This is a genomic window from Paenibacillus sonchi (assembly GCF_016772475.1).
In the GTDB taxonomy this organism is placed as follows: domain Bacteria; phylum Bacillota; class Bacilli; order Paenibacillales; family Paenibacillaceae; genus Paenibacillus_AQ; species Paenibacillus_AQ sonchi.
Genome location: NZ_CP068595.1, coordinates 1628463 through 1644136, shown reverse-complemented (window position 1 = coordinate 1644136; position 15674 = coordinate 1628463). Strand labels below are relative to the sequence as shown.

Below are 15674 nucleotides of genomic sequence, written 5' to 3'. Positions count from 1 at the left end.
CCCGCATACCCTATAGGACCAACCTGCAGGGTGAAGAGAGGGCGTGTTCAATAATGGGCATTCAGCTTACTGCGATACATTGGGTTTACCTGACCTTTATTGTGTTCATTATGGTGCTTATGATCCGGCGGCGCGATACGACGATGATGTGTGTGGCCGGGATCTTTGCCTTGGGGTTGCTTGCTGCTGAGACGCTCAGCGGCTCGGTATCAGGGATTTTCAACTCTTTTGTCTATGCGACCAAGGAACTGCTGGGAACGATCATGATCATATCGATTATTGTGGCCATGAGCCGGATTCTGATGATTACCGGTATTAACGAGACGATGGTTGCCCCGCTTACCCGGTTCATACGCACACCGGCCATGGCATACTGGGGCATTGGACTGATTATGATGGTCACCTCCTTTTTCTTCTGGCCTTCGCCTGCTGTTGCACTGGTGGGTGCGGTTCTGCTGCCGGTAGCTCTCCGGGTAGGGCTGCCTGCACTTGGGGCAGCGGTGGCGATGAACCTGTTCGGCCATGGAATCGCCTTGTCGGGAGATTATATTATCCAGGGGGCTCCGAAGATCACGGCAGATGCTGCAGGTCTTCCGGTGGCCAGCGTGATGGAGGCGAGCATCCCGCTGGTTATTGTAATGGGGCTTGTGACTACAATCGCTGCATTCTGGATGATGCGCCGCGACCGGCAGAACGGCACATGGAGAGACGGGCTGGTTTCCGTCCAAGGCAGCACAGGCAGGCTGAGGGGACCGGAGGCCGCTGGGGAGAAGAAGCGCCTGTTCTGTTGGCTGCCCGTCTCCGCCAAGGGCTCGCTGTTGTCATACCTCTGCTCTTTCTGCTTGATGTGGCGGCGATGTTCGCGCTGAATCTGCAAGGCGGAGACGCGACGGCGCTGGTTGGCGGCACCGCCGTGCTCATTCTGATCTCGGTGACGCTGCTTGCCCACCGCAATCAGGGGCTGGAAAAGGTCACCTCCTACCTAATCGAGGGTTTTGTCTTCGGCTTCAAGGTCTTTGGACCGGTGATCCCCATCGCCGCCTTCTTCTACCTCGGCGACTCGGCGTTTACCGAGCTCTTCGGCAAGGTGCTGCCGGCCGGCTCGCACGGCATCGTGAACGACCTGGGCGTGGCCCTGGCGGATCACGTGCCGCTTAACGGGGCCGTGGGAGCCGTGACGATGACGGCGATCGGCGCGATCACCGGCCTCGACGGCTCCGGCTTCTCCGGCATCTCGCTGGCCGGCTCGATTGCCCAGCTGTTCGCCGCCGCCATTCACTCCGGCGCGGCGACATTGACCGCCCTGGGACAGGTGGCCGCCATCTGGGTCGGCGGCGGCACCCTGATTCCGTGGGCGCTCATTCCTGCGGCTGCCATCTGCGGCGTCAGCCCGTTTGAGCTGGCCCGGCGGAACCTGAAGCCGGTCCTGCTGGGGCTTGTAGCGACTACGATCGTCGCCATGTTCCTGGTGTAGGCGGCGTAGAGGCCGCCGCCCGGCCTGGCCGGAGGGGCTTACAGCAACGGCCGAATGCTGTTGAATGGGCCGCCCTGCCCTGACCCGCCTGATTGGCCCGCTCTGCCTCGCCCAAGCCCGGCTCTGCATAAGATATGCTCCCTCTATCCATCCTAAAGAGGATTGGACAGTAACCCTGAAGGGAGCGGTTGACAAGATGAAGCATTATGAATCCAGTCTGCGGACCAACAGTACTGTGGATCAGGCCCAGGACGCGGTGACCCGGCTGCACAACTCCGTATCTCAGGCGCTTAGCCACCCGAACGATCAGACTCTTTCCCAGGCGGAGAACAGTCTGCAGCACGCGGAGGAGGCAGTCAGCCATGCTCCAGAGGGCTCGGTTGGAGGCCATGGGGTGGATCTCACCGAAGACAGACTGGCCGAGGAGAAACAGCGGCTGGCCACCGCAGAAGCGGCGAACAGCGAGAACAAGCAATAGACACTCCTGCCGCTCTTTCGCGGCACCATCAGGTGATGAAAATTCAGAGAAGAGCCCTGGAGCTGGGCTCCGCCGATTCGGGGCTTCCTCCAAGATAGATACACTGAACGCTCTGGCATTTCCGGCTTTATCCGGAAGTGCTTTTTTATTATTCAGGAAATCACGATTACTTTCCAATTTTTTGTCTTTTAGTTCAAATCCCCTAAAGGACGATGGACTGAAACAACGGCAGAAATGCTGTTGTTAAAGAAACTGGAGGGTGGTTTTGTCCCCGGAGGACAGTTGCAGGAGGAACACGGAACCTGGGAAGGCAAAGGCGCGGCTCCAGAGAAGGGAAGTGGAATAAGTACACTTAAATGGACGAAAAATCCTCTTGGAAGCAGGAATAGTGGGAAAAAGTAGACTTATTTTAAGTGAATTCAGCTAGTAGGGTGGGAAACGGCCGGATTAGTTATCCTTTTTCCCACTAGGGTTTGCCGGGAGGCGCGATGCAGGGGAAATAAGTTCACTTTTTCCACTTAAGCTTGTTGCCGTTGTCTAAGCAAGAAGGTCTAGAGATCTCTCCAATCATTCAAACTCCCCCAAACGGGTTATAAAATTAACAGAACCGATGGCCTGCATAAACGTACTATTTAAACAAACAAGTATCTTTAAGGGGGCTTAGATATGACGGAAACTGCTGGGGTTTATCCCCGTCTGGAGACTGCGGAGGAGCTGAATGCTGCGCTTGCTGAAATAACGAAGTGGGAAAAAGAACAGAACAAGCTGATGATCTGGGACCATCTCACCCGTCTGCCATTCAAGGTGCTCGACAAGCTTACACCCAAATTTATTCATGAGAAGCTGGGTAAGCTGCTGGACGAGCTGGGGAGCTATATCCAAAATGGAGGCAACTATCTGGTGGCTGGACGCAAGGTTGGGTCGCTCATGCAGGCCGCAAGCCGCGCGGCTGGAGGAAACGGAGAAGGCCCTTTTCCCCTGGCTGTTATGGATAAGGCTGCAGAGCAGCTGACACAAAGCAGCAGGAATGTTGCCACCGCGCAGGGAGCGACAACGGGGTTCGGCGGAGTGTTCACGCTGGCGGCGGATATCCCCGCGGTACTGGGCTTGTCTCTGAAAGTCATTCAGGAGATTGGCCTCTGCTATGGCTATAATCCTGCGGATAAGGCGGAGCGGATCTTTACCGTCAAGGTGATGCAGTTTGCTTCTTCGGATATTGTCGGCAAGCGGACTATTCTGAAGGAGCTCAACCTGCAGGCCGGGGGAACCGGTGATATTGTGCCGGGAACAAATGAGGCTGTCTCCAAGATCCAGGGCTGGAAGGAGGTCATCACGGTGTACCGCGACAATTGGGGCTGGAAAAAAATGCTGCAGGCCATCCCGGTAGCAGGGATGTTCTTCGGTGCCTATACCAACCGCAAGGCGCTGGAGGATGTAGCTGAAGCTGCCCGGATGCTCTACCGCAAAAGACGAATTATCGCCAGATTGGCGGAAATGGAATGAAGAAAAAAGGCAATAATACACTCTGTAAGGAGCTGTATTATTGCCTTTTTCAAAATATAAGCTTAAGCGTCCATAGCTCCGAACGCCAGCCCCTTGCCTCCCAACGGAACAAGCGGGACGGGTTCGACACCTGCAATCAGCGGTTTGGCCCGCTGGATGGTGGCTCGGGTCGCCTCGTCTTTCAGTGAAGCCGCGTGTGCTTCAGCATTGCTCCATACCTCAGTGACCCAGAGGACATCCGGCTCACTCTCCGAGAGATTGACGATGTACAGCTCGCATTCGTTCACCGTCTCAGCTGCAGCGGCAGCTTCGAGCAGAATCGCCGCCAACGCCTCGCGGTCTCCCGATTTAGACGTGAATTTGGCATACATTCCGAATTTGCTCAATTTAGAACCCTCCTCAGATTTTTTAGCTAGGTTGGTTATATCAGCATTTGCGGATCACTGCAATGTTTTCATGCCGCAATATGCTATTATAGACACAAAATAAGATGAAATGAGATGATCCTTTGATCGGACGCAGCGGGAATCCCACGTTAAATGAAAAAACGTTTGAACGCGAAGAACGGTACTCCGGACAGGAGCGTATGAGCATTAACGGAACGGTCAACAAAACCTTTATTACCCTGACCATTCTGCTGGCAGGTGCCTTCAGCGCCTGGTCGATGTATTTTAACGGACAGGATGTATCTGCTTACGCGATCGGCGGGGCGCTGACCGGATTCGTGTTAGCGTTGATTATCAGCTTCAAGCCGACGGCTGCCCCTTATCTGGTACCGGTCTATGCGCTGGCGGAAGGGCTGTTTCTCGGAGCAATCTCAGCGTCATACGAAGGTTTGTATTATGGCATCACTTTGCAGGCTGCGTTATTGACCTTGAGCATCTTTGTCGCTTTACTGCTTGCCTACAAGACAAGAATAATTAGAGCAACGGAAAAATTCAAGCTCGGCGTATTTGCCGCCACGGCCGGAATCGCCATCGTATATCTGCTGAGCTTTGTGCTGGGGTTGTTCGGTGTAACCGTGCCCTATTTGCATAGCAACAGTCTGATCGGAATCGGCATTTCGGTCATTATTGTTATCGTTGCCGCGCTCAATCTGGTGCTTGATTTTGATTTTATTGAGCACGGGGCGCAGCAAGGAGCTCCGAAGTACATGGAATGGTACGGGGCCTTTGGTCTCATGGTCACGCTGGTGTGGCTCTATGTGGAGATCCTCAGACTGCTGTCCAAGCTGCGGAGCCGAAATTAAAGATCATAAGCCGGGGAGCGGCAATCTGGACGGATTTCCCAAAAAACAGCTGACGGCGTCCTGAAGCAAGGACGGCGTCAGCTGTTTCGCGCGAAACGATACCGTCCTTTTAAAGGACGGTATCGTTTCTGCTTGTAATTTTTAAGTAAGCCTTGTATTCCGGAAACAGTCCGTGTATACTTCAAAGTGTGGTAGTGATTGACCAATAACCAGACGGTTTTATAAGACCCAACACCGGATTACAACAGGAGGCAGACATGACAAAGCGATCGGGAGACGTACGGACGAAGGAAGAAGCTGCCTCAGTGAACCGCCGGGAACAGATTCTGGAGGCGGCAGTAGTTGTATTTGCCGAGCACGGCTATTTCAAGGCGACAACCGCACAGGTGGCAGAGAAGGTTGGGATCTCCCAGCCGTACATTTTCAAGCTGTTCAAGAACAAGGAGGAATTGTTTGTGGCGGCGCTGGACCGGGCGTTTGAACGGACGATCCGCACATTCTCAGCTGTTGAGGCATCCGGAGATACACTGCTGGAGGAATCGATCCGGGTGTATGAGCAAATGATGGAGACTCATCCAAGTGAAATTATTCTGCAGGTGCAGGCCTTGGGCATTCGCGATGAAGCGATCCGCAGGTCCATGCAGACCGGAATGAACAAGGTGACACAGTTAATGGAAAGTAAATTTACCGCTGCCGGGATCGCTCACCCCGAGGTGGAGGTCAGTACATTTATGGCCAACGGCATGCTCTGCCATATTGCAATGGCGCTGGAGATGCCGGAGCTGAAGCCGAAGCATCTGAAGTGAGCCGGATCGTTAAATAACCAGCCGCTCACTCTAAGGGTTCCCCCTTAGCTGCCTCACAGCCTTAAGTTAGTGATTGATCAATCACAGGGAATAGCAAGCGTATGAATCGCAGCGCATGAATAACAAACGTATGAATAGTAGCGTATATGAAATGTTCATGTAAACACAGCGGAAGTTTATTATTTTTTTGAAATTAAGTTATTGATTAATCACTAATATCTCAAACCCAAGGAGGAATTCTAATGATGCACAATCATGTAAAGAAGGCTGTCGTATTAGGAGCAACCGGAGGAACCGGCACGGTTATTATTGCCGAACTGTTGAAAAGAGGCATCAGCACGGTGGCATTTGGAAGAGCTTTGCCTAAGCTGGAGCAGTTTGCTGCGAAACTGGGCAATCCGGCTGGACTTAGCCTGAAGACAGGGGATGTGTTCAAGGCGGAGGATGTTTTCATGGCTTCGCAGGGCGCGGATGTTATTTTTCACTGTGCATCGGTGCCTTACCACGAAATGAGCAGCAAGCTGCTGCCAATGGGCGAGGCGGTGATGGAGGCGGCGAACAGACTCGGTACCCGTATAATTGCGATAGACGGAATTTATCCCTATGGACGAAGAAAGGATGAGCAGCCAATCAGCGAGGACTTCCCCAAGAACCCGCATACGAAAAAAGGCAAAGTCAAGCTGGAGTTCGAGCGGATGTTCTTCAGCCCGCGTTGGAGCCGGACGGAGCGGATGATTGTCCGTCTGCCCGATTATTATGGCGCTGCCGCCAACGAAGCCTCATACCTGGGTTCTACGCTTGAAGCCATTGCTGCCGGGAAACCGGGGATGTTCGTCGGGAATATGACGGTGCCGCGTGAATATGTGTATCTGCCGGACGCAGCGGTGATGATCGTCGAGCTTGCCCTCCGGGAAGAGGCCTACGGGCAGAACTGGAACATTCCCGGAGCAGGCACGATCTCGGGCAAGGAGATCGTCCGCCTTGCCCGGGCAGCAAGCGGGAGATCCAAACCGGTCATCCCGGTGGGAGCCTTCGGTTTATCGCTGCTGGGCCTGTTTGTACCGGTCATGAAAGAGATTGTGGAAATGCTCTATCTAACGAAGGAACCGCTGCGCTTAAGCGGCCGGAAGTATGAGCGTTTGGTAGGCCCCATCCCGGCGACTTCATTTGAGGATGGCATCAGGGAGACGATTCAGGCTATCCAGAGCCGGCAGGCCAAGGCTAAGTGAGCTTCAATTCCATAGCGAACTATGATACTATTTATGTCTATATACAAGAGGGAAGTGAGCTACAATGATCAGCATTACGATTCCAGCACCGGATGTTACCATTATGAAGCAGGAGAATCCTGTACTTAGCCATATCTACGGATTCACGGATTTTCACCTGATCACCCGCGAAAAAGGCGGCATCTTCATGTTCTACAATGACAAGGATGAGCTGCTGTTTGTGGGCAAGGCCAGAAAGCTGAGACCGCGAATCAAAAAGCATTTTGAAGATAATGTTTCGGTGATGAAGCCGCACCGTGACGAGGTGGCCAAGATTGAAGTTTGCATCATTGATGATGCCGTCGACAGGGAAATCTATGAAACATACATTGTGAACAAGCTTAGAGCCAAATACAATGTGGAGAAAGTCTTGTACAAATAAGCCAAACGTATTGCTGGAGCGCGGTCCCGGGGGGATGGCGCTTTTTTTGTGCCTGAAAATATTGACATTAAATATCAAGTGGTATATAAGTTTAATATGATACTGAGTTTCATATTTTGGATGGAGGTCTTTGTATGTCAAGCAAGGTTGCAGGTTTCCGGGAAATCACGCCGCAGCTCCGGGAACACGCAGGGGAAAAGGGGCTATGCTGAGCCTGTTGTATCAACAAGGCTATCCCGTACCTGAAGGTTTTGTAGTGTTTCCGGAAGCGCTGCAGGGCGGGGTTATGGAGGAAGCAGTCCGGGAGGAGATTTTGGCACAACTATCGGCTATACGCAGCAAGCACCCCGGTGCGGCATTCGCCGTACGGTCCTCGGGGCTCGGTGAGGATGCGGCGGGCGCTTCTTTTGCCGGGGAGTTTGAGTCTGTACTTGGCGTAGAAACGGATGATCAGCTGTGGGCTGCTCTGGATACCGTCTATCAGTCCCAATTTGCGGAAAGAGTTCAGGTCTACAACAGCAGTATTCAAGGGGATCATGAGGTCCGTTCCATGGCCGTTGTCATTCAGCGGATGATCCCATCCGAGCTGTCTGGAGTGTTGTTTACAGCAGATCCCATTACGGGCAGCCGGCTGGAGATGCAGGGGAACTATGTGCACGGTTTAGGGGAACAGCTGGTTTCCGGTGAGGCCAATGCAAATGTGTTCACCGTGTCGCGGCCTAAAGGCCGATATAAAGGCCCTCTGGAATGTAAAAAGATCGCAAGCCGGCTGTACCGTTACGCCCGCAGGATTGAACGTCAGACGGGCTGCCCCCAGGACATTGAATGGGCGGCTGTCCAAGGAAAGGTGTACTTGCTGCAGGCGCGTCCAATTACCACCCTGAGCGCAGGCAACCTCGACCATTTTGAATGCAACGATTCCATGACTGGAGATTTTCTCTGGACCAACACCAATGTAGGCGAATCGATTGCGGACGTGTTCACCCCGCTGAGCTGGTCGTTTCTCCGCGCCCTTGATGAAGAGCATAATGTCATTCCGGGCCACTATTTGTTATCCGGCAATATATGTGGACGGGTGTATTCCAACATCAGCTTGCCTGTTTCCGTCTTTTCTGCTTTTGGCTTGAAGGTGCAGCCGATCCTGCGCCAAATGAGTGACTTGTTCGGCCCAATCCCGGAGGGAGCCTCCCTGCCAAAGTACCCTTTTAATAAGCTGGAATTAATCAGGACCCTGCTGCCGCGAATCGTATACAGTACCCGGCGCACCCGGGAAGCTGTGCGGAATTTGCCCCGGTTTGTAAAGGAAACACCGGAATGGTGCAAGCAGATCCGCACGCGGCTGGAAGACACCGGGAGCAGGGAGGAGCTGCTTACCCTGTGGGAGCGTGAGCTGTGGCCAAGGAATGTAGCGGCATTATGGGCTGCGTTGGAAGGGGCCAGTGCCCCCATGCAGAAATTCGTGAAATTCAAGAAGAAGCTCATTAAGCAATTGGGTAGCGAGGATGCGGAAATTCTGCTGTCGAGCATTAGCGGAGGTACAGAACTGGAGAGCTTGGGTCCGGTCCTGGGCATTTCCAGAATTCTTAAGAATGAGATGAGCCATGAAGAATATCTGCAGAAATACGGGCACCGCGGACCCCATGAATTCGAACTCTCCATTGCGGAACCTGCCGAAGATGAGTTCTGGCTAACGAGGCAGCTGGAACAATATGGGGATTTGCCGATACAAGTAGAGGACCTTGTCAACCATCAGCAGCAGCTCTATGATGCTGCCTGGAAGCGGATGGAAGAGAAGATATCCATGAAGCCGGAACAGCTCCGCCGCCGGATACAGTCTGTTGCGGAAGGGCCGAAGGTGCGCGAGGCCGTCCGCTCGGAATGGACCAGGGTATTCCGGTTGAACCGGGCATTTGCGCTTAAGGCGGGTAAGCTTGCAGGTATTGGGGAAGAGGTGTTTTTTCTGTACCTTGATGAAATTCTGAAATGGCTGGCTGAAGGCGATCTGCCGATGCTGCAGCATGTAGCCGCGCGAAAAGAAACCTATGCGAGATATCAGGCTTTGCCGCCCCTGCCATCCGTGATTAGGGGAAGATTCGATCCGTTCCTCTGGTCGAAGGACCCTGACCGCAGAGTGGATGCTTATGATTCCGAGGCTCCCGTTCAGGCGCTTCGCAGTATGGATGCGGATGTCCTTAGAGGATTTCCCGGTGCGGCCGGGCGGGTTGAGGGCATAGTACGAGTGCTTGCCACACCGGCTGAGGGAGAACAACTGCTGCCGGGAGAAATTCTGGTGGCAGCGAAGACCAATGTGGGCTGGACGCTTTGTTTTCCCAAGGCGGCGGCAATCATAACCGATATTGGCGCACCTCTGTCCCATGCAGCTATTGTGGCGAGGGAGCTTGGCATCCCGGCAGTTGTAGGATGCGGGGATGCCTCTGTACGGTTAAAGACGGGCGACAGGGTCATTGTTGATGGTGCGGGAGGCAGCATACAGATTATTTCAGGTTCGGGCGGAGATCGTGCTAAACTGGAGGAGGACAAGAATCCGGGTATAATGATCGGGGAGTGAGCGGTTTGTCTGTGAAACCTACGCAAGCAGGATTGCGTGAACGCAAAAAGGCAAAAACGATGGCAAGCATTCAGCTGCATGCGCTGCGGCTTTTTCGGCAGTATGGCTATAAAGCAACAACGGTAGAGCAAATCGCAGAAGCGGCGGAAATTTCCTACAGCACTTTTTTTCGTTATTTTTCCACCAAGGAAGATGTGCTGCTCATCGATAATTATGATCCGCTGCTGGTTGCCTCCTTTGAGAGCCAGCCGGCTCACCTGACCCCGCTGACGGCGCTGCGCAATGCGATGCTGTCGGGGGCAAAGGAGATGACGCCACAGGAATTGTCGACAATGCGTGAACGCAACGAGCTGGTGATGTCAGTACCGGAGCTGCGGGCTGCGATGATTAATAATATGGTCAACATGATGGACCTGATCATCGAATTGACTTGCAGGCGTACGGGCAGAGAGCGGGAGGATTTGGCGGTGCGTGCTTTTGCGGGGGCGGTCATCGGTGTCAACATATCGGTGATGCAGTATTATGCAGAGCATCCCGAGGCGGACTTTCTGGCCCTGCTGGAAGAAGCGCTGAACAAGCTGGAGGCCGGATTGCCGCTATAAATAGGAGCATTTCGTTAGGGGACGAAGACATCCAGGAGGGTGTCTTTTTTTTGAAAATAGGCCTTTGGATACATTTAGGAAACTTAGATATAAAGGCTCACTTACAGACAGGCTAAATCAACTATAATAAATGCGTATAGGCTCGACATTTTTTGACAATATAATGAGGTGATAGCATAGATGGCGACCCCTTTTTCAAGAAAAAGGACGCGGCGGCGGATAAGCAGCCCAGGCCCGGCGTGGTTCAAAAGATTCAATTGGCGGAAGAGCCGCCTGAAGAAAAGGTGAATAATGAAACGGGCGAGAGCCTGTCCAGCCTCATTTCCACCGGCAAAGCGCAGTTGGATAAGAAATCGCTGGATCTTATTTTTGCTGTGGAGCAGATGATCCAGGCCAGAACCCATGCAGAGACGACCAATCATGAGCTTCAGGACCGTTTGACCCATACCAGCGGACATGTGGAGCGGCTGAACAAGGATCTGAAGAACCTGAACAAGGTTATTGAAGAGCGGGAGAAGAGTATTTTGGAGCTCGAACATAAGCTGGTGGAGCGCAATCTGAAGGTCGATCAGGTTATGGAGGACCACCGTGAAATGTACGGCACCCTGTCTTCGGAAATGGATGAGCTTAAGAGCACCATTGAGCTGGAGCGGCAAAAGTATGCCAATCTGGTCCAGAAGCATAATGATGCCATTTCGGAAAAGCTGAAGAAAATGAACGAGCTGGAAGAAAAGATCGGACGTCTCGAAACCGAGAATGCCCATGTGAAACAGAAATACGAAACAATCCGGCAGGAGAAAGCCTACCTCTCCAGCATGATTAACGATTTCGCCACACGGATGACAGTGCCTTTTGGGGGGAACACCCCAAGCGGAGATATCACAGACGGAAACGGGAATACATAACATCCATGCCTCTTCTTGAACAACAAGCCGCGCTGATCGTAGAATTGCTGTCGCTTGAACATAAGCAGGACGGCTATCAGCTGGAGGTAGGTCTAACCGGCAGCGGCGGATTCACCCGAAAAGTTCTCCTCATCGATGAATTTACATACCTGCAAATGAATATGCTGGCCTCTTCTCAAGGACATAGAGTACGGTTGTCGCTTTACCCGAAGTGGGACCCCTTTCGCCGTACATATTTCAGCTCTCTTATCAAAATGAACAGTACCTACTCCGAGACACTCTATTTTGCCTGTTCGGAAGCTTACGTCTCGCAGCTGCTTCAATTAAAACAGCTAACCTTTCCGCCGCCTGAAGCAGACGCGGTTCCAACGGAGCTGCCTTCACCCGAGCCGCAGCAGACGGGGCCGCTCACACGCAGTGCCGGAACCTTCCGCTTGGCCCGGCCGATTGTCCTGAGGTGTATTTTATTCAGCTTGCTGTTCGTACTGTTCTTCCTGCGGATGGATGGCACCGTGTTCAACAGTGCTGAAGCCCATGAAGACTTCAATGAACAGGAGCTCTCTGCCCGCAGCAGTGTTCCGGTGACCAATGTCCCTGTGATTCATCAGGCGGCATATCAAAGTACTGAGGCCGATACTGAGGCTGTACCTGTGCCGGAAACCGGACAAGTGCTGGAGCCGGAAGGGGAGGCAGGATCAGAGCTAGCTGCAGAATTAGAACCAGGACCAGAGGCGGAAGCAGGACCAGGACCAGGACCAGAGGCAGAATCAGAGCTACAAGAGGCACAGAGTCCGCTGGTTGAAACCCTGGAGCTGGACGGAAGCAGCTATGAATATAGTCTGGCCAAAGGGTATGTGGCTCTATCCTTTGACGACGGCCCGTCGAAATATACTCAGGAAATTGTCGATATTCTGCTGGCGCATGGAGTGGCAGCGAACTTTTTGTTCATCGGCCAGAACGCCCAGCATTACCCGCAGGCGGTCCGCTATGCCGATGAACATGGGATGCCGGTGGGCAGTCACTCCTGGGATCACAGTGACCTGACGAAAAACAGCAGCGGAGAGAATCACAATAACCTGCTGCGGTCAGTCCAGGTGCTGGAGCAGAATACCGGAAGACCGGTAACCGTGTTTCGTCCGCCTTATGGAGCTATCAACGGCTCCCTGGCTGCAGAAGCCGGGAAGCAGAAGCTGAAGGTGCTGCTCTGGAACCGTGATCCTGAAGACTGGAAGGCGGATACTGCGGAGCAGATCACCCGATATTTTCACAATACCGATCCCTCCGGGGGCATCTATCTTCTGCATGAAAAAGCAGTAACGGTCAAAGCACTGCCTGCAATTATAGAATATCTTAAAAGCAAACAGCTGAAATTCGCCATTTTCAGATAAGGGGGCAGCGGCTGTTCACGTTACAAAAAGCGTATCCGAAGTGGCGGGTACGCTTTTTATATGGATCAATGCTGCTCGGTTAATGGCTGGCTGCGGCGGATGTTGTACGGAATATTTTCTCATTGCAGGAACAGTGCATTTCTTGAGGCTTACAGCGTGTTGCAATTTGTGGTTAAAGCGGGAACAGCAGGGGATTCTTCTTGTTTTAATAAAAAAAATTTGAGACAATAAGTGCATGTTGTTAGACGGGGCTCTGCAAGGTAGAATGAATTGAACTTTAATGTTTTGAAAAGAGGATAAATCATGAATAAACCATCCATTTATGGATTAACTTTGGAGCAACTGGCGTCCTGGCTCGTAGAGCACGGCCATAAAAAATCCCGCGCGTCCCGGATATGGGAATCCCTGTACCGCCAGCGGGTGAAGGATTTTGCGGAAATGACCGAGGTGAACGGCGAGACGGTGCAGCTGTTGTCCGAGCATTTTGTTTTTCAAACGATGGATGAGCATGTGAAGCAGGAGTCGGCTGACGGCACCATCAAGTTCCTGTTCCGCCTGAAGGACGGCAATTTGATCGAAACGGTGCTGATGCGGCAGAAATACGGTTTGTCCGTCTGCGTGACGACACAGGTGGGCTGCAACATCGGCTGCAGCTTTTGCGCAAGCGGGCTGCTGGCGAAGAGCCGTGACCTCTCCAGCGGAGAGATTGTTGAGCAGATTATGAAGGTCCAGCATCATCTGGACGGGCTGGGGCTTGGTCAGAGGGTCAGCCATGTGGTGGTAATGGGGATCGGCGAACCATTCGATAACTTTACGAATCTGCTGAATTTCCTGACGATCATTAAGGATCACAAGGGACTGGCGATTGCCGGCAAGGGCATCACGGTATCCACAAGCGGTCTGGCTGACAAAATCAGAGAATTCGCCGATGCCAATATGCAGGTTAACCTGGCGATTTCTTTACATGCGCCAAATAATGAGCTGCGGACACGGATCATGAAGATCAACCGCGCCATTCCTATAGAGAAATTAATGCCCGCAATCGATTACTATCTGGAAAAGACGAACCGGAGAATTACCCTGGAGTATATTCTGCTCAAGGATGTCAATGACCGCCAGGAGCATGCCCTGGAGCTGTCCGAGCTGATCGGGGACCGCCGGCAGATGGCCAACGTGAACCTGATCCCGTACAATCCGGTGGATGAGCACAGCCAATACCAGCGGAGCGAGCGCGAGTCCGTGCGGGCCTTTTTCGATACGCTCAAAAAGCAGGGCGTCAGCGTAAGCACCCGCCTGGAGCACGGCGTCGATATCGATGCCGCCTGCGGCCAGCTGCGCAGCAAGCAGATCCAAAAGGCTAAAGGCGGCGCTAGCCCGAGCGGCGTGGCTGCCGGGTAGCCCGCGCCGCGCGCGGATCGCCGAAATCAAAGGTAGAAATACCTTTGAATGAGCCGCCCCTTCAATTACAAAAGAGCGGTGCCAGGCGGCCTTCCACCTGGCACCGCTTTTGTATTTACCGGCAGGCAGTTCCCAGTGGGCGTCACTGCGGTTTTTGCGCAAATATACACTGCGCAGCGGTTCCTCCCTTTGCCAGTATAAACCGCCTTCTGTATATGGATCGGGTATAAAAGAGTAGGCTATGCCCGAAGCTTATGAGGATGCCGGCACAATTGATGCGGAAAGAGGACAGGAGCGGACTGATGGAACTGCATGGCTGTAGTATATTGGAATCATCCTGATTACAACGTAATCTCCATTGCCCAGAGTGATTTGTTCAGCTGCGGTAATTGTGGAAGCTTCTGCCGTGGATTGTATGATACAATAGCCAGATGATTGAAGAAAAGAGGAATGCGAAATGTTGACATTTACAAGCTACACCGTGGAGAACGTAAGAGATCCATTTGGGATTTTAAGCGGCAAGCGATATGAGTTCGTCATTAATCTGGATGTGCCGGAGGAGGATGAGCTGTATGAAGAAAATGGTGTATCTGCACGGGTGATCGTGAAGGTGGAGGATGAGGAAGCAAGCATTATCAACTACGATCTGCTTGAGACCACAACCGGCCGGATTCTGGATTTTGATATGGAAGAGGATGAAGAGGCCGCGTTGGTCCTGTTTTGTAAGGAGCACCTGCCGGCTTAAGCAGGCACATGTCTCGGCGGTTCCGCAAGGGTTCCACCAATGGATACCGAACAGATAGACCGCATACCTTGGGAGGGAGCGGTCTATTTGCGTTTATTGGACAGCCGCATGGCGGCATGGATGTCTATTGACTAAATTAGCAGCAGGGTCTGCCTACAAGCACCCGCCTACATAATAATGAATCTGCTTGTTCCACCAGGGCCAGTCATGATCCACATCGTGGCCCCAGTAATCAATCTGCGCCGGAATGTGCTTGCGCCGGAGCAGGTCCTGGAGCAAGCGGGTCTCATGGAGCATTTCGTCTTCATAGGCGCCCTGGCCGACGCAGAGAATAATCCGGCTGCTGCGGTAGGCGTTCAGGTAATCGTCATCGGCCAGGTTCGGCAGGTAATGCAGGGGGGAGTTCAGGTAGACCGTTTCGCTCATATAATCACCGAAGAAGTAATAGGTGGAATAGACACCGCTAAGCGCAATTAGGGTATCGAAAACATGCGGATGGCGGAAAAAGAAGCTGGCACTGTAGTATGCGCCCATGGAGCAGCCCGAAATGAGAATCTTTTGGCCGCTGCCGCCGTTGCTCTCTTTGCTGGAGTGGAGGATGCCTGGAATCAGCTCCTGCATGATGTATTTGTCGTACTGCTCATGCCGCTGCACCTTATCCTCATGGTTCCAGTGTCCGGAGAAGAAGGTCTCCTCATCAAGGGTGTCGCAGGCCCAGATCTGCAGCTTGCCTGCATCGATGAATTCCGAGAGCGTCTGAATCATACCGGAATCCTCGTACTGGTAGAAGCGTCCCAATGAAGTTGGAAAGACCAGCATCGGCTTGCCGGCATGGCCGTACACTTTGTATTCCATATCTCTGTGAAGGTGGTGGCTGTATTCTTTATGGTAGCTTATCCTCATCCGT

General features: G+C 52.9%; 14 protein-coding genes and 1 pseudogene. 13 read left to right on the top strand and 2 right to left on the bottom strand.

The genetic code is table 11. The features are described 5' to 3' along the window. Positions 1-53 precede the first annotated feature (53 nt). The 3 genes and pseudogenes from JI735_RS07515 to JI735_RS07505 all read left to right on the top strand — a co-directional run bounded on the left by JI735_RS07515 (position 54) and on the right by JI735_RS07505 (position 3455). Positions 54-1474, top strand: a pseudogene (locus JI735_RS07515) (hypothetical protein). 64 nt (positions 1475-1538) lie between these two features. Further along, positions 1539-1952 carry a hypothetical protein gene (locus JI735_RS07510; protein WP_233476305.1) on the top strand — a complete coding sequence of 138 codons (414 nt, stop codon included), beginning with the start codon at positions 1539-1541 and terminating at the stop codon, positions 1950-1952. Between the two features lie 666 nt (positions 1953-2618). Further along, positions 2619-3455, top strand: coding sequence for an EcsC family protein (locus tag JI735_RS07505; RefSeq protein WP_039834710.1), 837 nt, complete (start codon positions 2619-2621; stop codon positions 3453-3455). 62 nt (positions 3456-3517) lie between these two features. On the opposite strand, the gene JI735_RS07500 is transcribed toward JI735_RS07505, so the two are convergent. Then, complete coding sequence (locus JI735_RS07500) at positions 3518-3841, bottom strand: putative quinol monooxygenase (protein ID WP_039834709.1); 324 nt, start codon at positions 3839-3841, stop codon at positions 3518-3520. A gap of 122 nt (positions 3842-3963) precedes the next feature. On the opposite strand from JI735_RS07500, the gene JI735_RS07495 reads away from it, so the two are divergent. The 10 genes from JI735_RS07495 (at position 3964) to JI735_RS07450 (ending at position 14767) form a co-directional block, all read left to right on the top strand. Beyond that, entirely contained in the window at positions 3964-4704 is a 741-nt protein-coding gene (locus tag JI735_RS07495; RefSeq protein ID WP_039834708.1) for a Bax inhibitor-1/YccA family protein, read from the top strand. Between the two features lie 257 nt (positions 4705-4961). Next, positions 4962-5510 carry a TetR/AcrR family transcriptional regulator gene (locus JI735_RS07490; protein ID WP_039834707.1) on the top strand — a complete coding sequence of 183 codons (549 nt, stop codon included), beginning with the start codon at positions 4962-4964 and terminating at the stop codon, positions 5508-5510. Between the two features lie 245 nt (positions 5511-5755). Next, positions 5756-6739 carry an NAD-dependent epimerase/dehydratase family protein gene (locus tag JI735_RS07485; RefSeq protein WP_085979270.1) on the top strand — a complete coding sequence of 328 codons (984 nt, stop codon included), beginning with the start codon at positions 5756-5758 and terminating at the stop codon, positions 6737-6739. Between the two features lie 64 nt (positions 6740-6803). Beyond that, a complete protein-coding gene (locus JI735_RS07480; protein WP_020425977.1) occupies positions 6804-7160 on the top strand; it encodes a nucleotide excision repair endonuclease in 357 nt (118 codons plus the stop codon). A gap of 205 nt (positions 7161-7365) precedes the next feature. After that, positions 7366-9729 (top strand): PEP/pyruvate-binding domain-containing protein, encoded by a 2364-nt coding sequence (locus JI735_RS07475; RefSeq protein ID WP_233476304.1) that lies wholly within the window; start codon positions 7366-7368, stop codon positions 9727-9729. Between the two features lie 11 nt (positions 9730-9740). Beyond that, complete coding sequence (locus JI735_RS07470) at positions 9741-10331, top strand: acyl-CoA-like ligand-binding transcription factor (protein ID WP_325175614.1); 591 nt, start codon at positions 9741-9743, stop codon at positions 10329-10331. A 239-nt stretch (positions 10332-10570) separates the two neighbouring features. Further along, positions 10571-11236, top strand: a complete 666-nt coding sequence (locus JI735_RS07465; protein WP_233476303.1) for a hypothetical protein — start codon at positions 10571-10573, stop codon at positions 11234-11236. A 5-nt stretch (positions 11237-11241) separates the two neighbouring features. Then, positions 11242-12624, top strand: a complete 1383-nt coding sequence (locus tag JI735_RS07460) for a polysaccharide deacetylase family protein (protein WP_039834703.1) — start codon at positions 11242-11244, stop codon at positions 12622-12624. Between the two features lie 303 nt (positions 12625-12927). Then, complete coding sequence (gene rlmN / locus JI735_RS07455; protein ID WP_039834702.1) at positions 12928-14022, top strand: dual-specificity RNA methyltransferase RlmN; 1095 nt, start codon at positions 12928-12930, stop codon at positions 14020-14022. Positions 14023-14479: 457 nt separating this feature from the next. Continuing rightward, positions 14480-14767, top strand: a complete 288-nt coding sequence (locus JI735_RS07450) for a DUF6509 family protein (protein ID WP_039834701.1) — start codon at positions 14480-14482, stop codon at positions 14765-14767. Between the two features lie 153 nt (positions 14768-14920). On the opposite strand, the gene JI735_RS07445 is transcribed toward JI735_RS07450, so the two are convergent. Then, on the bottom strand, positions 14921-15670 hold the full coding sequence (locus tag JI735_RS07445; protein WP_039834700.1) for an esterase family protein: 750 nt from the start codon (positions 15668-15670) through the stop codon (positions 14921-14923). Positions 15671-15674 lie beyond the last annotated feature (4 nt).

Coding starts and splice junctions, on each gene's coding strand:
- JI735_RS07510 (WP_233476305.1), top strand. CDS start 1,539: ATGGGCCGCCCTGCCCTGACCCGCCTGATTGGCCCGCTCTGCCTCGCC.
- JI735_RS07485 (WP_085979270.1), top strand. CDS start 5,756: ATGCACAATCATGTAAAGAAGGCTGTCGTATTAGGAGCAACCGGAGGA.
- JI735_RS07480 (WP_020425977.1), top strand. CDS start 6,804: ATGATCAGCATTACGATTCCAGCACCGGATGTTACCATTATGAAGCAG.
- JI735_RS07445 (WP_039834700.1), bottom strand. CDS start 15,670: ATGAGGATAAGCTACCATAAAGAATACAGCCACCACCTTCACAGAGAT.
- rlmN (WP_039834702.1), top strand. CDS start 12,928: ATGAATAAACCATCCATTTATGGATTAACTTTGGAGCAACTGGCGTCC.
- JI735_RS07490 (WP_039834707.1), top strand. CDS start 4,962: ATGACAAAGCGATCGGGAGACGTACGGACGAAGGAAGAAGCTGCCTCA.
- JI735_RS07450 (WP_039834701.1), top strand. CDS start 14,480: ATGTTGACATTTACAAGCTACACCGTGGAGAACGTAAGAGATCCATTT.
- JI735_RS07505 (WP_039834710.1), top strand. CDS start 2,619: ATGACGGAAACTGCTGGGGTTTATCCCCGTCTGGAGACTGCGGAGGAG.
- JI735_RS07460 (WP_039834703.1), top strand. CDS start 11,242: ATGCCTCTTCTTGAACAACAAGCCGCGCTGATCGTAGAATTGCTGTCG.
- JI735_RS07475 (WP_233476304.1), top strand. CDS start 7,366: ATGCTGAGCCTGTTGTATCAACAAGGCTATCCCGTACCTGAAGGTTTT.